General features: G+C 65.7%; 13 protein-coding genes. 10 read left to right on the top strand and 3 right to left on the bottom strand.

Annotation, left to right across the window (positions count from 1 at the left end; translation table 11 throughout):
* Positions 1 to 13: 13 nt before the first annotated feature.
* Positions 14 to 256 (bottom strand): hypothetical protein, encoded by a 243-nt coding sequence (locus tag J0X27_RS17130; RefSeq protein ID WP_207270350.1) that lies wholly within the window; start codon positions 254 to 256, stop codon positions 14 to 16.
* Between the two features lie 395 nt (positions 257 to 651).
* Here J0X27_RS17130 and J0X27_RS17125 point away from each other — a divergent pair, with 395 nt between their 5' ends.
* The 5 genes from J0X27_RS17125 to J0X27_RS17105 all read left to right on the top strand — a co-directional run bounded on the left by J0X27_RS17125 (position 652) and on the right by J0X27_RS17105 (position 5,855).
* The gene (locus tag J0X27_RS17125) at positions 652 to 1,455 is read left to right on the top strand and encodes an inositol monophosphatase family protein (RefSeq protein ID WP_207270349.1); all 804 of its coding nucleotides are present in this window, start codon (positions 652 to 654) and stop codon (positions 1,453 to 1,455) included.
* Positions 1,456 to 1,539: 84 nt separating this feature from the next.
* The gene (locus J0X27_RS17120; protein WP_207270348.1) at positions 1,540 to 2,667 is read left to right on the top strand and encodes a DUF63 family protein; all 1,128 of its coding nucleotides are present in this window, start codon (positions 1,540 to 1,542) and stop codon (positions 2,665 to 2,667) included.
* Between the two features lie 144 nt (positions 2,668 to 2,811).
* Positions 2,812 to 3,687 (top strand): NOP5/NOP56 family protein, encoded by an 876-nt coding sequence (locus tag J0X27_RS17115; protein WP_207270347.1) that lies wholly within the window; start codon positions 2,812 to 2,814, stop codon positions 3,685 to 3,687.
* Positions 3,680 to 4,315 (top strand): fibrillarin-like rRNA/tRNA 2'-O-methyltransferase, encoded by a 636-nt coding sequence (locus J0X27_RS17110; RefSeq protein WP_207270346.1) that lies wholly within the window; start codon positions 3,680 to 3,682, stop codon positions 4,313 to 4,315. The genes J0X27_RS17115 and J0X27_RS17110 overlap by 8 nt, the downstream gene beginning before the upstream one ends.
* 265 nt (positions 4,316 to 4,580) lie before the next feature.
* A complete protein-coding gene (locus J0X27_RS17105) occupies positions 4,581 to 5,855 on the top strand; it encodes an MFS transporter (RefSeq protein WP_207270345.1) in 1,275 nt (424 codons plus the stop codon).
* 15 nt (positions 5,856 to 5,870) lie between these two features.
* Here J0X27_RS17105 and J0X27_RS17100 read toward each other — a convergent pair whose 3' ends face one another.
* Positions 5,871 to 6,455 carry a DUF7282 domain-containing protein gene (locus tag J0X27_RS17100; RefSeq protein WP_207270344.1) on the bottom strand — a complete coding sequence of 195 codons (585 nt, stop codon included), beginning with the start codon at positions 6,453 to 6,455 and terminating at the stop codon, positions 5,871 to 5,873.
* A gap of 854 nt (positions 6,456 to 7,309) precedes the next feature.
* Here J0X27_RS17100 and J0X27_RS17095 point away from each other — a divergent pair.
* From J0X27_RS17095 to J0X27_RS17075, 5 genes are all read left to right on the top strand, one after another.
* The gene (locus tag J0X27_RS17095) at positions 7,310 to 7,903 is read left to right on the top strand and encodes an HdeD family acid-resistance protein (protein ID WP_207270343.1); all 594 of its coding nucleotides are present in this window, start codon (positions 7,310 to 7,312) and stop codon (positions 7,901 to 7,903) included.
* A 134-nt stretch (positions 7,904 to 8,037) separates the two neighbouring features.
* A complete protein-coding gene (locus tag J0X27_RS17090; RefSeq protein ID WP_207270342.1) occupies positions 8,038 to 9,630 on the top strand; it encodes a fatty acid--CoA ligase in 1,593 nt (530 codons plus the stop codon).
* A gap of 79 nt (positions 9,631 to 9,709) precedes the next feature.
* Positions 9,710 to 10,795 (top strand): glutamate--cysteine ligase, encoded by a 1,086-nt coding sequence (locus tag J0X27_RS17085; RefSeq protein WP_207270341.1) that lies wholly within the window; start codon positions 9,710 to 9,712, stop codon positions 10,793 to 10,795.
* Positions 10,796 to 11,028: 233 nt separating this feature from the next.
* Positions 11,029 to 12,729: a methylmalonyl-CoA mutase family protein gene (locus J0X27_RS17080; RefSeq protein ID WP_207270340.1), complete on the top strand. Its 1,701-nt coding sequence runs from the start codon at positions 11,029 to 11,031 to the stop codon at positions 12,727 to 12,729.
* Between the two features lie 60 nt (positions 12,730 to 12,789).
* A complete protein-coding gene (locus J0X27_RS17075; RefSeq protein WP_207272113.1) occupies positions 12,790 to 12,948 on the top strand; it encodes a hypothetical protein in 159 nt (52 codons plus the stop codon).
* A gap of 116 nt (positions 12,949 to 13,064) precedes the next feature.
* Here J0X27_RS17075 and J0X27_RS17070 read toward each other — a convergent pair whose 3' ends face one another.
* Positions 13,065 to 13,304, bottom strand: coding sequence for a DUF6684 family protein (locus J0X27_RS17070; protein WP_097378836.1), 240 nt, complete (start codon positions 13,302 to 13,304; stop codon positions 13,065 to 13,067).
* Positions 13,305 to 13,386: the final 82 nt, after the last annotated feature.

Below are 13,386 nucleotides of genomic sequence, written 5' to 3'. Positions count from 1 at the left end.
GCCGAGCGCCGCGTTACTCGTCGGTCCCGTCGTCGTGCTCGCGATGGACGCTGCTGTCGCGCTCGCGGTGGATGCCGCTGTCGCTCTCGTGGTGGATCAGCCCAGGGGCGACCGAACAGCCACAGGGCCTGACGACGCCGGTGTGGGGCCCGGTCGAGGTCAGCCCGGTAATGGGCTGGCCACAGCTGGGACACGAGAGCAGCGCCGCGTCGTCCGCTCGGCCGTCGTCGTCGTTTCGCGTCTCCTCGCTACACATCGCGATCGTCCCTCGTGATTCGGTACGGCGTCGACACTGATCGCGTCGGGCGATTCTGCTGTCGTGCGGGACGTTTATATCCCGGTAGAATCAACGTAATCATGGCAACCGAATCCCTCAGCGGGTTTGGAAGCCACGTCTCGGGTGTCCTCACCACCCGGGGCATTTCGATACAGCCCCCTTGTCGCTGGAGACCGACTTCCGGTTTCCCATTTGATGTGTTATAACTTATATCTACTGCTAATCGTCCGTAACGAGGTGGGGACTACCCCCTCGAGACGCCGGCGCGCCGTGGCTCTCGAACCGGACCACCGAGCGACCATCCTCGAGGACAGGGAGCGACTCGCGAACGGAGAGGACGACCACTTTTGACCCCGGCGCACCGAGAGAGGGCAATGAGCGAAGCCGAACCGGATTCCAGCCGCGCGGCCGTCGCGGTTCGTGCGGCCAGCGACGGTGCTGCCGTCGCGGCCGACTCCTTTCGAACCGAACTCGCGGTCGAACGAAAAGCGAACAAGACGGACGTCGTCACGCAGGTCGATCGTGACGCACAGGAGACGGTCATCGAGACCATCCGCGACGCGTTCCCGGACGATCCGATCGTCGGCGAGGAGGAGGACGCGCTGAAGCAGGTCCCGGAAGCGGGACCGGCGTGGATCGTCGACCCCATCGACGGGACGAACAACTACGTCAACGGCTCCCGTGCGTTCGGCACCGCGGTCGCGGCCGTCGTCGACGGCGAACCCGTCGGTGCGGCGATGGACTGCCCCGCGCTCTCGGATGCCTACCGCGTCGGCCCGGACGGCGCGTATCGCAACGACGACCCGCTCTCGGTCAGCGACTGTACCGACCCCGAGGGGGCGACCGTCTGTCCGACGTTCTGGTGGGACTTCGACCAGCGCGACCAGTACGCCGCGGCCACCCGCGCGGTCGTCGAGCGGTTCGGCGACATGCGCCGGTATGGCTGTGCCCAACTCGAGCTCGCGATGGTCGCCTCGGGCGCACTCGAGGGGACGATGACCAACCTGCGGGCGAACCCGTGGGATACCGTCGCCGGCGTCCAGTTGGTCCGCGAGGCCGGCGGCGTCGTGACCGATCTCGAGGGCGACCGCTGGCGACACGACAGCACCGGGCTGGTGGCCTCGAACGGCGGGATTCACGACGAGGTGCTCGCGGCCGCCCGCGCGATCGAGGCCTAATCCGGTCGTCTCGCGTCGCGGTATCGGACACTCTCGTGTGCTGAAACCGGAAACGGTAAGCGGCCCCCAATACCGGATTCGGGTATGGACGACTTCATCGATCGGGTCGGACCCGAGCGGGTCTGGGCCCTGACCGTCGCGAGTCTCGCGGCCATCGTGGCCCTTGGTGCCGTCCTGTTTCCCCAGCGGGTGTACGTCGAGTTCATCTGGCAGTACTTCTGGGGGCCGGTCGTCGCCGACGCCCACAGCTGGAACTGCGTCGCCTGGGCAAACGGCCAGGAGATCGCCTGCAGCGAGGCAGGCCCCAACGCCGGCCCGACCGCCGAACCCGGCTACACGTTCGTCTCCTACTCGGGGTACATTCCGACCCTGGTCCTGTTACTGATCGGAATCATCTTCCTCATCCGTCGCCTCGAGATCGAACGCTACCGTGCGGGCTTTTTCGCCCTGTTCCCGTTCATGCTCTTCGGCGGTGCCCTGCGCGTCGTCGAAGACGTCAACGCGACGGCGTTCGCGGCGACCGGCGATATGGCGATCCCCCTCCCGTGGTCGGGGTTCATCATCAGCCCGCTGATCTACTTTACCGTCTTCTTCATCGCCCTCTTCGCGGTCGTCTTCTCGGTCTGGCTCGATCGCAACGAGTACGTCTCTGGCTACGAGTACCCGCTGGCCGGCATCGGGACGCTCGCGGTGACGATCACGATCGCGTATCTGGCCACCACCGCGGCGACGGAGCCGTATTCGGAGTTCCATCCGCTCATCCCGCTCGTGATCCTCGTCGGGGCGACGCTGACGACGGCGATCACGTGGGTCGCACTCGAGCGCTTCGCTCCCGAATTGAACCGCGGCACCGAGTCGATGGGACTCGTCGTCATCTGGGCCCACGCGGTCGACGGCGTCGCGAACGTCGTCGGCCTCGACTGGGCGACGTCGCTTGGACTGCCCGCGAACCTCGTTCCGAAGCACCCGATCAACCGGGCGATCGCCAACACGACGGCCAACGTGCTTCCCGCCGACGTCGTCGCCGTTACCGGCTCGGCCTGGCCGTTCTTGCTGGTGAAAATCGCCGCCGCCGTCTTCGTCATCTGGATCTTCGACGAGACGGTCTTCGAGGACAGCCCACGCTACGCGATCTTGCTCATGATCACCGTCGTCGCCGTCGGTCTCGGTCCCGGGACTCGAGACATGCTGCGCGCGACCTTCGGGGTCTAGACCGGGCTGATTCGACCGATCGTCTGGGTCCGCGCTTCCGTCTCGGATGGTCCCTCGTCCCTCTCGAGCGGAGCCTCTCCGGCCTCCGACTCGCCCCGCCAACCGAACGGGGCCTTTAATCGCCCGCGGCGGGAACGAGCGTGCATGAGTGATACGGACGGGTGGTTCGTGGCCGGGGACCGCGACGATCCCGATGCGACGACGACCGCAATTCGCGAGGGGAGCGCAGACGAGCCCCGCGACTGGCCCGCCCTGGCCGTCGAGGCTGGGTTCGCGAGCGACGAGGCCGAGTACTACGAGGCCCTCCGCGAGGCGACGACGGCAGCGACGCGGGCCGCAGTGACCGAACGCGAGCGAGCCGACGACCGGCAGCTGATCCACGCGATCCGGACCATGGACGACTGCAACCGGACGGCAAACGAACTCGCCGAGCGCCTGTCCGAGTGGGCCGGGACCGTCGATCCCGAGGTGGGGACCGGCGTCGAATACGCGCGGACGCTGGCGGATGGGGATACCGACGACGAACTCGAGGAACCAGCGATCCGATCGCTCGCCCACCGCGTTGCCGACCTCGCGGACGAGGCAGACGACCTTCGGGCGTTCGTCGAGCGCCAGACGCCGGCCGTCGCGCCGAACCTCTCGGCGCTCGCGGACCCGGTCCTCGCAGCCCGGCTGATCTCGCTCGCCGGGGGGCTCGAGGAACTCGCGAAGAAACCCAGCGGGACGGTGCAGGTGTTGGGCGCGGAGGACGCCCTGTTCGCCCACCTGCGGGGCCACGCGCCGTCGCCCAAACACGGGATCATCTACACGCACGACGCGGTGCGGGGGACCCACCCCGAGAACCGAGGCTCGGCGGCGCGTGCGGTCGCCGGCAAACTCGCCATCGCGGCCCGCGTCGACCACTACGCGGGCGAGATACGGCCCGAACTCGAGGCGGAACTGGTCGAGCGGATCGAGACGATTCAGGCACGGACCATGGACGACGATTCCGGAACCGACGGGGGGCCCGACGATGAGTGAGGAGCTTCCGACGGGGGTCCAGCGCCGTACGTTCGACGGGACCGAGCGACTCGCGACGCGGGGCGAGTCGGTCTACGGCGAGCCGACGGAGGGCGAGTGGCGCGCCTGGAATCCTCATCGATCGAAACTCGGTGCGATGCTCGAGTTGAGCATGGAAACCGGTCTCGCGGGCGGCGAAACCGTCCTCTACCTGGGTGCAGCAAGCGGAACGACGGTGAGCCACGTCGCGGATTTCGCCGGCCCGACCTACGCGGTCGAGTTCGCCCCGCGGCCGGTCCGGGACCTGCTCGAGGCTGCGGACTCACGCGAGCGGCTCTTTCCGCTCCTGAAGGACGCCCGGAAACCGGAGACCTACGCCCACGTCGTCGAGGCGGACGTGGACGTGATCGTCCAGGACGTGGCGACGCGCGGGCAGGCGCGGGTCGCACTCGAGAACCGGCGGTTCCTGGCCGACAACGGGCGACTCCTGTTGGCCGTGAAGGCTCGCAGTGAGGACGTGACGCGGGAGCCTGCTGCTGTGTTTGCGGACGTTCGCGAAGAGCTGTCGGAGGGGTACGAGATTCTGGAGACCCGGACGCTCGAGGAATACCACGCGGATCATCTCGGGATCGTCGCGCGGCCACGATAACCGGTCGTTTCGGTCTGTGCGGCTCGCCGGCGAACCGCGAGTCGTTGCGAGTCCGTTCGATTCCGACTGGCGGAACGAGCGAACCAGTATCCGGCGGACCGACCTCGCGTCCGCAACTCGAGTTTCCATCGGTTCGGCAGCGACACCCCGCAGCCACCGGAACGGTCAGGCCGTTCGATGACGGCGGGCTCGGCGGGCACGCAGCAGTTTCCAAGTCCCTAAGTAGCCCGGCGCGAACCGGCCAGTATCGACGGATGGGAGGGAAATGACGCTCACCGATAACGACAGGGCCATCGCGGCGTTTACGATGCTTTCACACGCGATCGTTCACTGGTTCGAGCTGGCGATCCCGATCTTTCTCGTCGTTTGGCTCGACACGTTCGAGGTGAGCGTCGCTCTCCTCGGTAGCATCGTCGCACTCGGCTACGCACCCTTCGGGCTCGGCGCGTTACCGGCCGGACTCCTCGCCGATCGGTACGGCCCGAAGCGACTCGTCCTGGTCTGTCTCGCCGGCATGAGTCTCTCGTTCGTCGCGCTCGCGTTCGCGACCTCGATCTACGCCCTCGCGGCGGGGCTGTTGTGTTGGGGCGTGATCGCGAGCATCTATCATCCCGCCGGGCTCGCCCTCATCAGCACGGGGGTCGAAGACCGCGGCACGGTCTTCGCCTGGCACGGCATCGCCGGCAACCTCGGTATCGCGCTGGGCCCCTTCGCCACCGCGACGTTACTGCTCGTCTTCGAGTGGCGACTCGTCGCCATCGCGCTCGCCGTTCCCGGCGTTCTCGCGACCGGCTACGGACTCACGGCCCGGTTCGATCCGACTGCCGCACTCGAGGAGGGAACGATATCGCGGGACGACGCGACCGAATCGGGCTCCGGCTCGTCGTTCGTCGCGAACTCGCGGACGTTGTTTGCGGGGTCGTTCCTCCTCGTGTTCGCGATCGTGACGGTCGTCGGGCTCTACTACCGTGGGGTCCTCACCTACCTGCCGGAACTCCTCGGCGGGCTTCCGGCGATGGACGGCATCGAACCACCGGACGGTCTCGAGGAGTTCTCCCTCGGCGACTACTTCTACGTCGGGTTGCTCGTCGTCGGGATGGCGGGGCAGTACACCGCTGGAAAGTTGACCAGTCGGGTGCCCGTCGCTCGCGGACTGGTCGTCGTCTTCCTCGGCCTCGCGCTCCTGGCGGTCGCGTTCGTTCCGGTGTCCACGATGGGGCTCGGTGTGATCGCCCTGTACTGTGGGTGCATCGGCTTTTCGCTGTTCGCTATCGAGCCGTTCTATCAGGAGGCCGTCGCCGTCTACACGCCCGCTGACGCTCGCGGGCTCTCGTATGGCTACACCTATCTGGGAATGTTCGGGCTGGGTGCGGTGAGCATCTCTCTGGGCGGCTTTCTGCTGGATCAGGCCACGATGAGTGTGTTCTTCGTGGTGCTCTCGGCGATCGCGCTGCTCGGTGCCGGTATCTCGGTCCGGCTCTTGACCGGATCGGCGGTCCCTCCGCGAGTGGAGAGCCCCCAAAACAGTGCCGAGGACTGAGTACAAAGGAGAGTACTACGCCGTCGACTCGTCCTCTTCGCCGTTCGTCGTCTCGGTATCGGCCGTCTCGTTCGTCCCGTCCGCCGTCTCCTCGAGCGTGATCAGTGCGTCGTCGATCACCGGCTCGCCGTCAGTGACGTAGGGGTCGTCGGCCTCCGGGAACTCGTACGTCTGATTGTCGTTCGTGTCCTGGTGGGCCATCGCGATCAACACCTGGCTCTCCTCGAGGGACTCGTTGAGTTCGACGGTCACGTTCTCGTGGTCGCCGGGTTCCAGGAAGGTGGAGTTACCCAACACCTCTCCGGGGTCGTACTCTTCGGACATGTTCATCACGACCTCGTCCTCGGTCGCATTGTCCCCGTCGGCGGGCGCAGCCGCGTGGATGACCGCGAAGCCACCCTCGGGCAGCGACGTGTCGTTGACCACGACCGCGGTCCCGTTCGACGTCTGGTTCTCGAAGGTCACTGTGGCCGTTTCGTTCTCGGTCCGGTTCTCCTGGGTCGCGACTCCGGCGTCGGCTGCGGCGAACGCGATGCTCGCCCCCGAGAGGAAGACGAGCGTCACGACGACTGCGACGCCGATCGGTCTTGGACGTGGCATCGTAACCGTCGATGGTACCGCCGTCGGTCGGCAAAAACCGGCCCTTTCGTTCGAGCGTTTCAGACGCGGAAACGTCCACATTCGGGAGCAGGGGCGAGCGCGGTAATCGAGTTGTTCCGATCGTTAGTCCCACAGTCACATTCGTAACATCAGTTTCTGTCGAGACGCGTCCGTCAGAGACACACCGAACACACGGTAGCGTTCGGGGAGCTCGTACGGGGCACCGAGCTGCTGAGTGGGCGTCCGGACACACTCGGCTGACCGTCGATCGGTCCAGCGATAGTCGATCCAGAGTGTCGACAGAACGCCTCGAGATCGCACCGCGACCGACCAGGATCCCGTCTGAACCGGGCTCGAGACCCGGCTATCGGGCCCCAACCGATGATGGGGGCACGTCCGCTCGCGGATTCGATTCCCCGGAAGGCGCATAAGAGTCAGACACCTACCGTGACACCATGACCCAATACGCGGATGGACAGTGCCCGGACTGCAACGGCAAGCAGATCACACGGGCCGACGGATCGATCTGGTGCCCGAACTGTGCCCTGTTTAGCCCCCGGAAAACGAAGCCATAAGCGAGCCGATCGTGCGATTACACAGGACCGTTCAGTCGTCGGTACCGGCTCCGCAACTCGCCGACCACCGGAAGCGCGTCGAGGCGACCGATCGTGACGTTCGCCGCCATCGCTGTCACGCGATCCCCTCCGAACGAACGGACGACCTCCCCGCGGGACACTCGGCCGTCCACGTTGAACGGCCGCGCTCCGTGTCCAACCGGACGGTTTTCGCGACATAATGTAGGATCGTATATTATATATAAATACTCACAGGTCGTTGGATATACTGATGAAACCATGACCACAGCTACCATGGATGCGGAACAGTACACGCCCCAGACGGCATGGCGTCCGCTCGCGTTCGCGGGAGGGATCGTCGCAGTAATCGGGCTACTCGCGATCCTCCTGCCGTTTGCGACGGGAATCGCGCTGACGTACGTCCTCGGTGGGATACTGCTATTCGTCGGGGTCGTCCACGCGGGTCACGTTCGCTCCGCACGGGGCTGGCGGGGATCGTTCTGGCAGGGGACGCTCGCGATCGTCTCGATCGTCGCGAGTATCGTCCTCCTCCTCGATCCGGTCGTCGGTCTGCTGAGCCTGACACTCGGGGCCATCGCATACCTGATCCTCGATGGAGTCGCGGAACTGGTATCGAGCGTGCGGATGGGTGCCCAGGCGGGTCGAAGCTGGATTGCTGTCAGCGGCGTCCTCTCGCTCGTGCTCGCTGCCCTCCTCTGGGCCGGGTTCCCGGTCAGCGCGACCTGGTTCGTCGGATTCATCGTCGGGCTAAGCTTGCTCACGACGGGCGGTTCGATGATCGCCGTCGCCAACAGTACTCGTCGAACCAGCGGGGACGTCTCGCCTGCCACGACCGAACCCCGTGGTGCCTGACCCACTCTTTTTATTGGGAATTCGAGCCGTACCGACGGTCCCGTTCCGACTCGCCGTCGTCGCCTGACGGCGACTCTCGAGTGAGGCCCTGTTCAATAAAGAATATAAGGTATTTCGTGGTAGCATATTATGGTATGTCAGAACATCCCACTATAGGGAGCACCCTCGAGGGCACGGTCGACCGTCACCCCGACCGGGACGCGATCGTCTATCCGCGGAAGGACCAGCGGTGGACCTACGCCGAGTTCGACAGACGAGTCAATCGGCTGTCAAACGCTTTGCTCGAGGCGGGGATCGAGAAGGGCGACAGGGTCGCGACGGTGCTGTACAACGGGTCGGAGATGGCACTCACCGTCTACGCGTGTGCGAAGATCGGGGCCGTCTTCACCCCGTTGAACTTCCGGCTGCCGGCGGGCGAGATCGAGTACATCGTCAACGATGCGGCGGCCGAGATGGTACTCTTCGAGTCCGCTACGCGGGAGGCGGTCGAGGGCGCACGACCGACCCTCGAGACCGTCGACGAGTACGTCTTCATCGACGACGACCGCAAGGGCATCCCCGCATACGCGAGCGGGTTCTACGACCTGCTCGAGTCAGGGTCCACTTCCCGACCCGACGTCCGCGTCGCGGAAGACGACGTCTACGCCTTCATCTACACGTCCGGGACGACGGGCCGTCCCAAGGGAGTCGTCCACGAGCACCGGGACATGGTCGAGCACAACCTCCTGTGTATCGCGGAGGGCCGGATCACCCGCGACGACGTCGGGCTGTCGATGATGCCGTTGTATCACTGCGCGGAGCTCCACTGTAACCTCTTCCCGCGAGTCCACCGCGGTGCGACCAACATCATCCACCACGAGTTCGACCCGCAGGCGGTTCTCGAAGCGATCGAGGAGCACGGCGTCACGCTCGTCTTCGCGGCCCCGACCGCGTGGAACGCGCTCTCGATGACCGCGGCCGAGATGGACGTCGATACCTCCTCGCTCCGGCTAGGGCTATACGGCGCGGCCCCGATGCCCGAACAGGTCCTCGAGAACTGCATGGAACAGCTCTGCGAGGACTACTTGCAGGCCTACGGGATGACAGAGATCGGTCCCGCCGGCGTCTTCCAGCCCCCGGAAGATCAACTTTCGAAACAGGGGACGGCCGGGTTGCCCGCGCTCAATCACAAACTGCGAATCGTCGAACCCGACGCGGAGCCGGATCGGGAGGTCGAGCGAGGCGAGATCGGCGAGATCCTGATCGCCAGTCCGTGTACGATGCGGGAGTACTGGAACCGTCCCGAGGCGACCGAGCGGTCGCTTCGCGAGGCCGACGGGACGACGTGGTACTACACCGGCGACCTGGGCTACCGCGACGAGGACGGCTATCTCACCGTCGTCGACCGCAAAGACGACATGATCGTCTCCGGCGGCGAGAACATCTATCCCGCCGAGGTCGAGGACGTGCTGTTCGCCCACGACGCCGTCGACGAGGCGGCCGTCGTCGGCGAGCCCGACGACGAGTGGGGCGAACTCGTCACCGCCTACGTCGTCGCCGACGGCGTCGACGCGGCCGACCTCGATTCGTTCCTCCTCGAGAGCGAGCACCTCGCCGACTTCAAGCGCCCGCGGCGGTACTACTTCGTCGACGAGCTTCCGAAGAACCCCAGCGGCAAGATCCAGAAGTTCAAGCTCCGAGAGGACGAAGCAGGGCTCGAGCCCGAGGTGGAGTCCGTCGCGTCCTGATCGGCGGCCGCCGGCTCGGTTCCGGCCGAACGCTCCGACTCCAAACCGTATTTACTATCGGCGACGAAAACTGAGCACGATGGAACGCGGGTCCCGGGAATCGTTTACGCGCATGGGTACGTTGGGGATCGAAGAGGAGTGTTTCGTCGTCGACGAGGACGGCCGCCCCACCAGCGGGACCGACGAACTCGTCTACGAACACGAGCCGCCCGAAATCCTCGAGGGGCGGCTGGATCACGAACTGTTCAAGTTCGTCATCGAAACCCAGACGCCGCTGATCGAGGAGCCCGGCGACGCCCGCGAGTCGCTGCTCGCGATTCGCGAGGCACTGATCGACCACGCCGAGGCCCACGGCTATCGTATCGCAGCCGCCGGCCTCCACCCGCTCGCGAAGTGGCGGGAACTCGAGCACGCGGAGAAACCGCGCTACCGCTCGCAACTCGATCGGATCCAGTATCCACAACACCGGAACACGACCGCAGGGGTTCACGTCCACGTCGGCGTCGACGACGCCGACAAGGCGGTCTGGATCGCCAACGAACTGCGCTGGTACGTCCCGATCATGCTCGCGCTGTCGGCGAACTCGCCGTACTGGAACGGGTTCGACACCGGACTCCAGTCCGCCCGCGCGAAGATCTTCGAAGCGCTGCCCAACACCGGGATGCCCACCCACTTCGAGGACTTCGAGGCGTTCGACCGGTTCGAACGCCGGATGCTCGAGACCGACTCGATCAACGATCGGGGCGAACTCTGGTACGACGTCCGTCCACACACGGCTCACGGGACCGTCGAGCTCCGTACCCCCGACGGGCAGGCGGATCCCGAAATCGTCCTCGCGTTCGTCGAGTACGCGCACGCACTCGTCGAAGCCCTGGCCGAGGCCTACGAGGACGGCACGAGCGGCCACCGCCATCGCCGGGAACTGCTCGACGAGAACAAGTGGCGGGCCATCCGCTACGGCCAGGACGCCTCCTTCATCGACCGCGAACTCGAGGGGACCGTCGGACTGGGAGAACTCGTCGACCGCGAGTGCGAGCGGCTCGGAATCGACGGGATCAAACGCGTCTACGAGCGGGAAAGCGGCGCGGACCGACAGCGCAGGCTGCTCGAGGACGAGGGCCCCGACGCGCTGTGTGAGTCGCTGTTCTTACAGGACGAGAGCTGACGCTTCCCACGAGTGAAGTCGTGGACGGGGTCCTCGAGTCGCGTAATACGTTTGCTACATTCGCAGTGGGTAGACTCTCGCTTCGTGTCTCCGTCGAAACGACGGCAGCCGGGGGGCGTCGACGACCGCGTCCGGAGGGGTGGGACCACGGCGGACCGGTTGCTCCGTCGGCGCGGGTTCTCGACGTGACCCGTCCCCGAACCTTCATTGCGCTGTCGGCAAATATTACGCCTATGTACGACGACGAGGATCTCGAGGCGATCCGCGAGGCAGGCGATCAGTGGGAAGCGGAGACGCTCGAGTCGACCCTCGAGCGTCGTGGCGAGCGCCAGGATCGGTTCGCGACCGTTTCGAACCACGAGGTCGACCGGCTCTACACCCCCGACGACGTCGGCGATCTCGACTACCTCGAGGACCTCGGGTTTCCCGGTGAGGAACCCTACACCCGCGGTCCGTATCCGACGATGTACCGCGGTCGGACGTGGACGATGCGCCAGTTCGCCGGCTTCGGCACCGCAGAGGAAACCAACGAGCGCTTTCACTACCTGATCGACGAGGGCCAGACCGGGCTCTCGGTGGCCTTCGATATGCCCTCGTTGATGGGACTCGACTCGGACGACCCGATGAGCGAGGGCGAGATCGGGAAGGAAGGCGTCGCGGTGGATACGCTCCGGGACATGGAGATCCTCTTCGAGGGCATCGACCTCGCCGAGATCTCGACGTCGTTTACGATCAACCCCTCCGCGCCGGTGATCTACGCGATGTACGTCGCGTTGGCCGACCAGCGGGGCGTTTCGCGCGAGGAACTCCGGGGAACCCTTCAGAACGATATGTTCAAGGAGTTCATCGCCCAGAAGGAGTGGGTGATCCCGCCGGAGCCGTCGATCGACCTCGTGACGGACGTCCTCGAGTTCAGCACGGCGGAAACGCCCAAGTTCCACCCGATCTCGGTCTCGGGCTATCACATCCGCGAGGCGGGCTCGACGGCGGTTCAGGAACTCGCCTTCACCCTCGCGGATGGCTTTGGCTACGTCGAGGACGCAATGGACCGGGGGCTGGACGTCGACGAGTTCGCGCCCCGACTCTCCTTTTTCTTCAACTGTCACAACTCCTTCTTCGAGGAGATCGCGAAGTTCCGGGCGGCCCGCCGAATCTACGCCCGGGTCATGGGCGACTGGTACGACGCCGAGGCCGACGAGTCCAAGCGACTCAAGTTCCACACCCAGACCGCGGGGCAGTCGTTGACGGCCCAGCAACCGCTGAACAACGTCGCCCGGGTGACGATCCAGGCGCTGGCCGGCGTCCTCGGGGGCACCCAGTCGCTCCACACGAACAGTTTCGACGAGGCACTGGCGCTGCCCAGCGAGAAGGCAGTTCGGGTCGCGTTGCGGACCCAGCAGATCATCGCCGACGAGTCCGGCGCGGCGGACATCGTCGACCCCATGGGCGGCTCCTTCGCCGTCGAGACGCTCACGAACGAGATCGAGGAGCGAACGATGCGCTACATCGCGGAGATCCGAGAGATGGGCGAGGGCTCGGTTCGCGACGGCATCCTCAAGGGAATCGGTGACGGCTATTTTCACCGGGAGATCCAGGACGCCTCCTACGAGTACCAGGAACGCGTCGAGCGCGGCGAGGAGGTCGTCGTCGGCGTCAACAAGTACACCCTCGAGGAAGACACCAGCCCCGACACCCTCAAGATCGACGAGACCACGGCCGAACGCCAGCTCGGCCGGCTCGCAGAGGTAAAGGCCGAACGGGACGACGCCGCGGTCGCGGAAGCGCTCGACGCCCTCCGCGAAGCCAGCGAGCGCGGCGAGAACACGATCCCGTCCCTCGTCGACGCGGTGAAAGCCTACGCGACGATGGGCGAGATTATGGGCGTCTTCGAGGAGCAGTACGGTGCGTACAGCGAGAGCCTCGGGCTCGCCTGAGCCGCCAGTCACGGCGTCGCCGCCGGCCCCGAGTCCCAACGGTGTCGTGGCGGTTCGTCCGTGCTCGTCGCGCAACTCACCACGACCCAGCCGGGACGGAGGTTTTTCCATCCCGGCGACGACGGAGGCAGTATGAGCGAGAAGGAACTGTTCGGGCTCTTGCTGGTCGCGATCGCGATCCTGATGGCAGTGACCGGGTTCGTCCTCGTCCTCAACTGAGACGGTCTCCTGTCCCGAGTGACCGGTGCAACCGCGACCTGTCTTGGGGTGCGCCGTCACTGACTGACAGCGGACCGTCTGACATCGGCTCTCGTTGGAGGCGGGCACCGGTCGACTCAGGTCCCGTTTCGCGTCCGCTCGTCGGTTTCGATCACTCGAGCCGCGAGCAACGTTACGACCGCGAGCGTGCCCATCGTCGCCACCAGGATGGCGAACTGAATCGTCGACTGGAGCGGATCGAACCCCCACGGGTTGAAGACTGCAAAGACCACGACGAAGAACGCGATGATCGCGAACGGGAGCACGTTGACCGCCAGATCCAGCGCGATTTCCGCGTCGAAGGCACGTCGACTCATCGGAAAGGTCCCTCTCTCGGAGCCCCCTCGCGGGGTCGCGTCCGGTAGCGGTCCGTTCGTTCGGGTCCCGTATCGGCGGTGG

This window comes from Natrinema longum, from assembly GCF_017352095.1.
GTDB lineage: Archaea > Halobacteriota > Halobacteria > Halobacteriales > Natrialbaceae > Natrinema > Natrinema longum.
This window is presented reverse-complemented; position numbering and strand designations above follow the sequence as displayed.

Bases quoted from the DNA above. Each gene is read 5' to 3' on its own strand.
- J0X27_RS17130 (WP_207270350.1), bottom strand. From the start codon at position 256: ATGTGTAGCGAGGAGACGCGAAACGACGACGACGGCCGAGCGGACGAC.
- J0X27_RS17125 (WP_207270349.1), top strand. From the start codon at position 652: ATGAGCGAAGCCGAACCGGATTCCAGCCGCGCGGCCGTCGCGGTTCGT.
- J0X27_RS17120 (WP_207270348.1), top strand. From the start codon at position 1,540: ATGGACGACTTCATCGATCGGGTCGGACCCGAGCGGGTCTGGGCCCTG.
- J0X27_RS17115 (WP_207270347.1), top strand. From the start codon at position 2,812: ATGAGTGATACGGACGGGTGGTTCGTGGCCGGGGACCGCGACGATCCC.
- J0X27_RS17110 (WP_207270346.1), top strand. From the start codon at position 3,680: ATGAGTGAGGAGCTTCCGACGGGGGTCCAGCGCCGTACGTTCGACGGG.
- J0X27_RS17105 (WP_207270345.1), top strand. From the start codon at position 4,581: ATGACGCTCACCGATAACGACAGGGCCATCGCGGCGTTTACGATGCTT.
- J0X27_RS17100 (WP_207270344.1), bottom strand. From the start codon at position 6,455: ATGCCACGTCCAAGACCGATCGGCGTCGCAGTCGTCGTGACGCTCGTC.
- J0X27_RS17095 (WP_207270343.1), top strand. From the start codon at position 7,310: ATGACCACAGCTACCATGGATGCGGAACAGTACACGCCCCAGACGGCA.
- J0X27_RS17090 (WP_207270342.1), top strand. From the start codon at position 8,038: ATGTCAGAACATCCCACTATAGGGAGCACCCTCGAGGGCACGGTCGAC.
- J0X27_RS17085 (WP_207270341.1), top strand. From the start codon at position 9,710: ATGGAACGCGGGTCCCGGGAATCGTTTACGCGCATGGGTACGTTGGGG.
- J0X27_RS17080 (WP_207270340.1), top strand. From the start codon at position 11,029: ATGTACGACGACGAGGATCTCGAGGCGATCCGCGAGGCAGGCGATCAG.
- J0X27_RS17070 (WP_097378836.1), bottom strand. From the start codon at position 13,304: ATGAGTCGACGTGCCTTCGACGCGGAAATCGCGCTGGATCTGGCGGTC.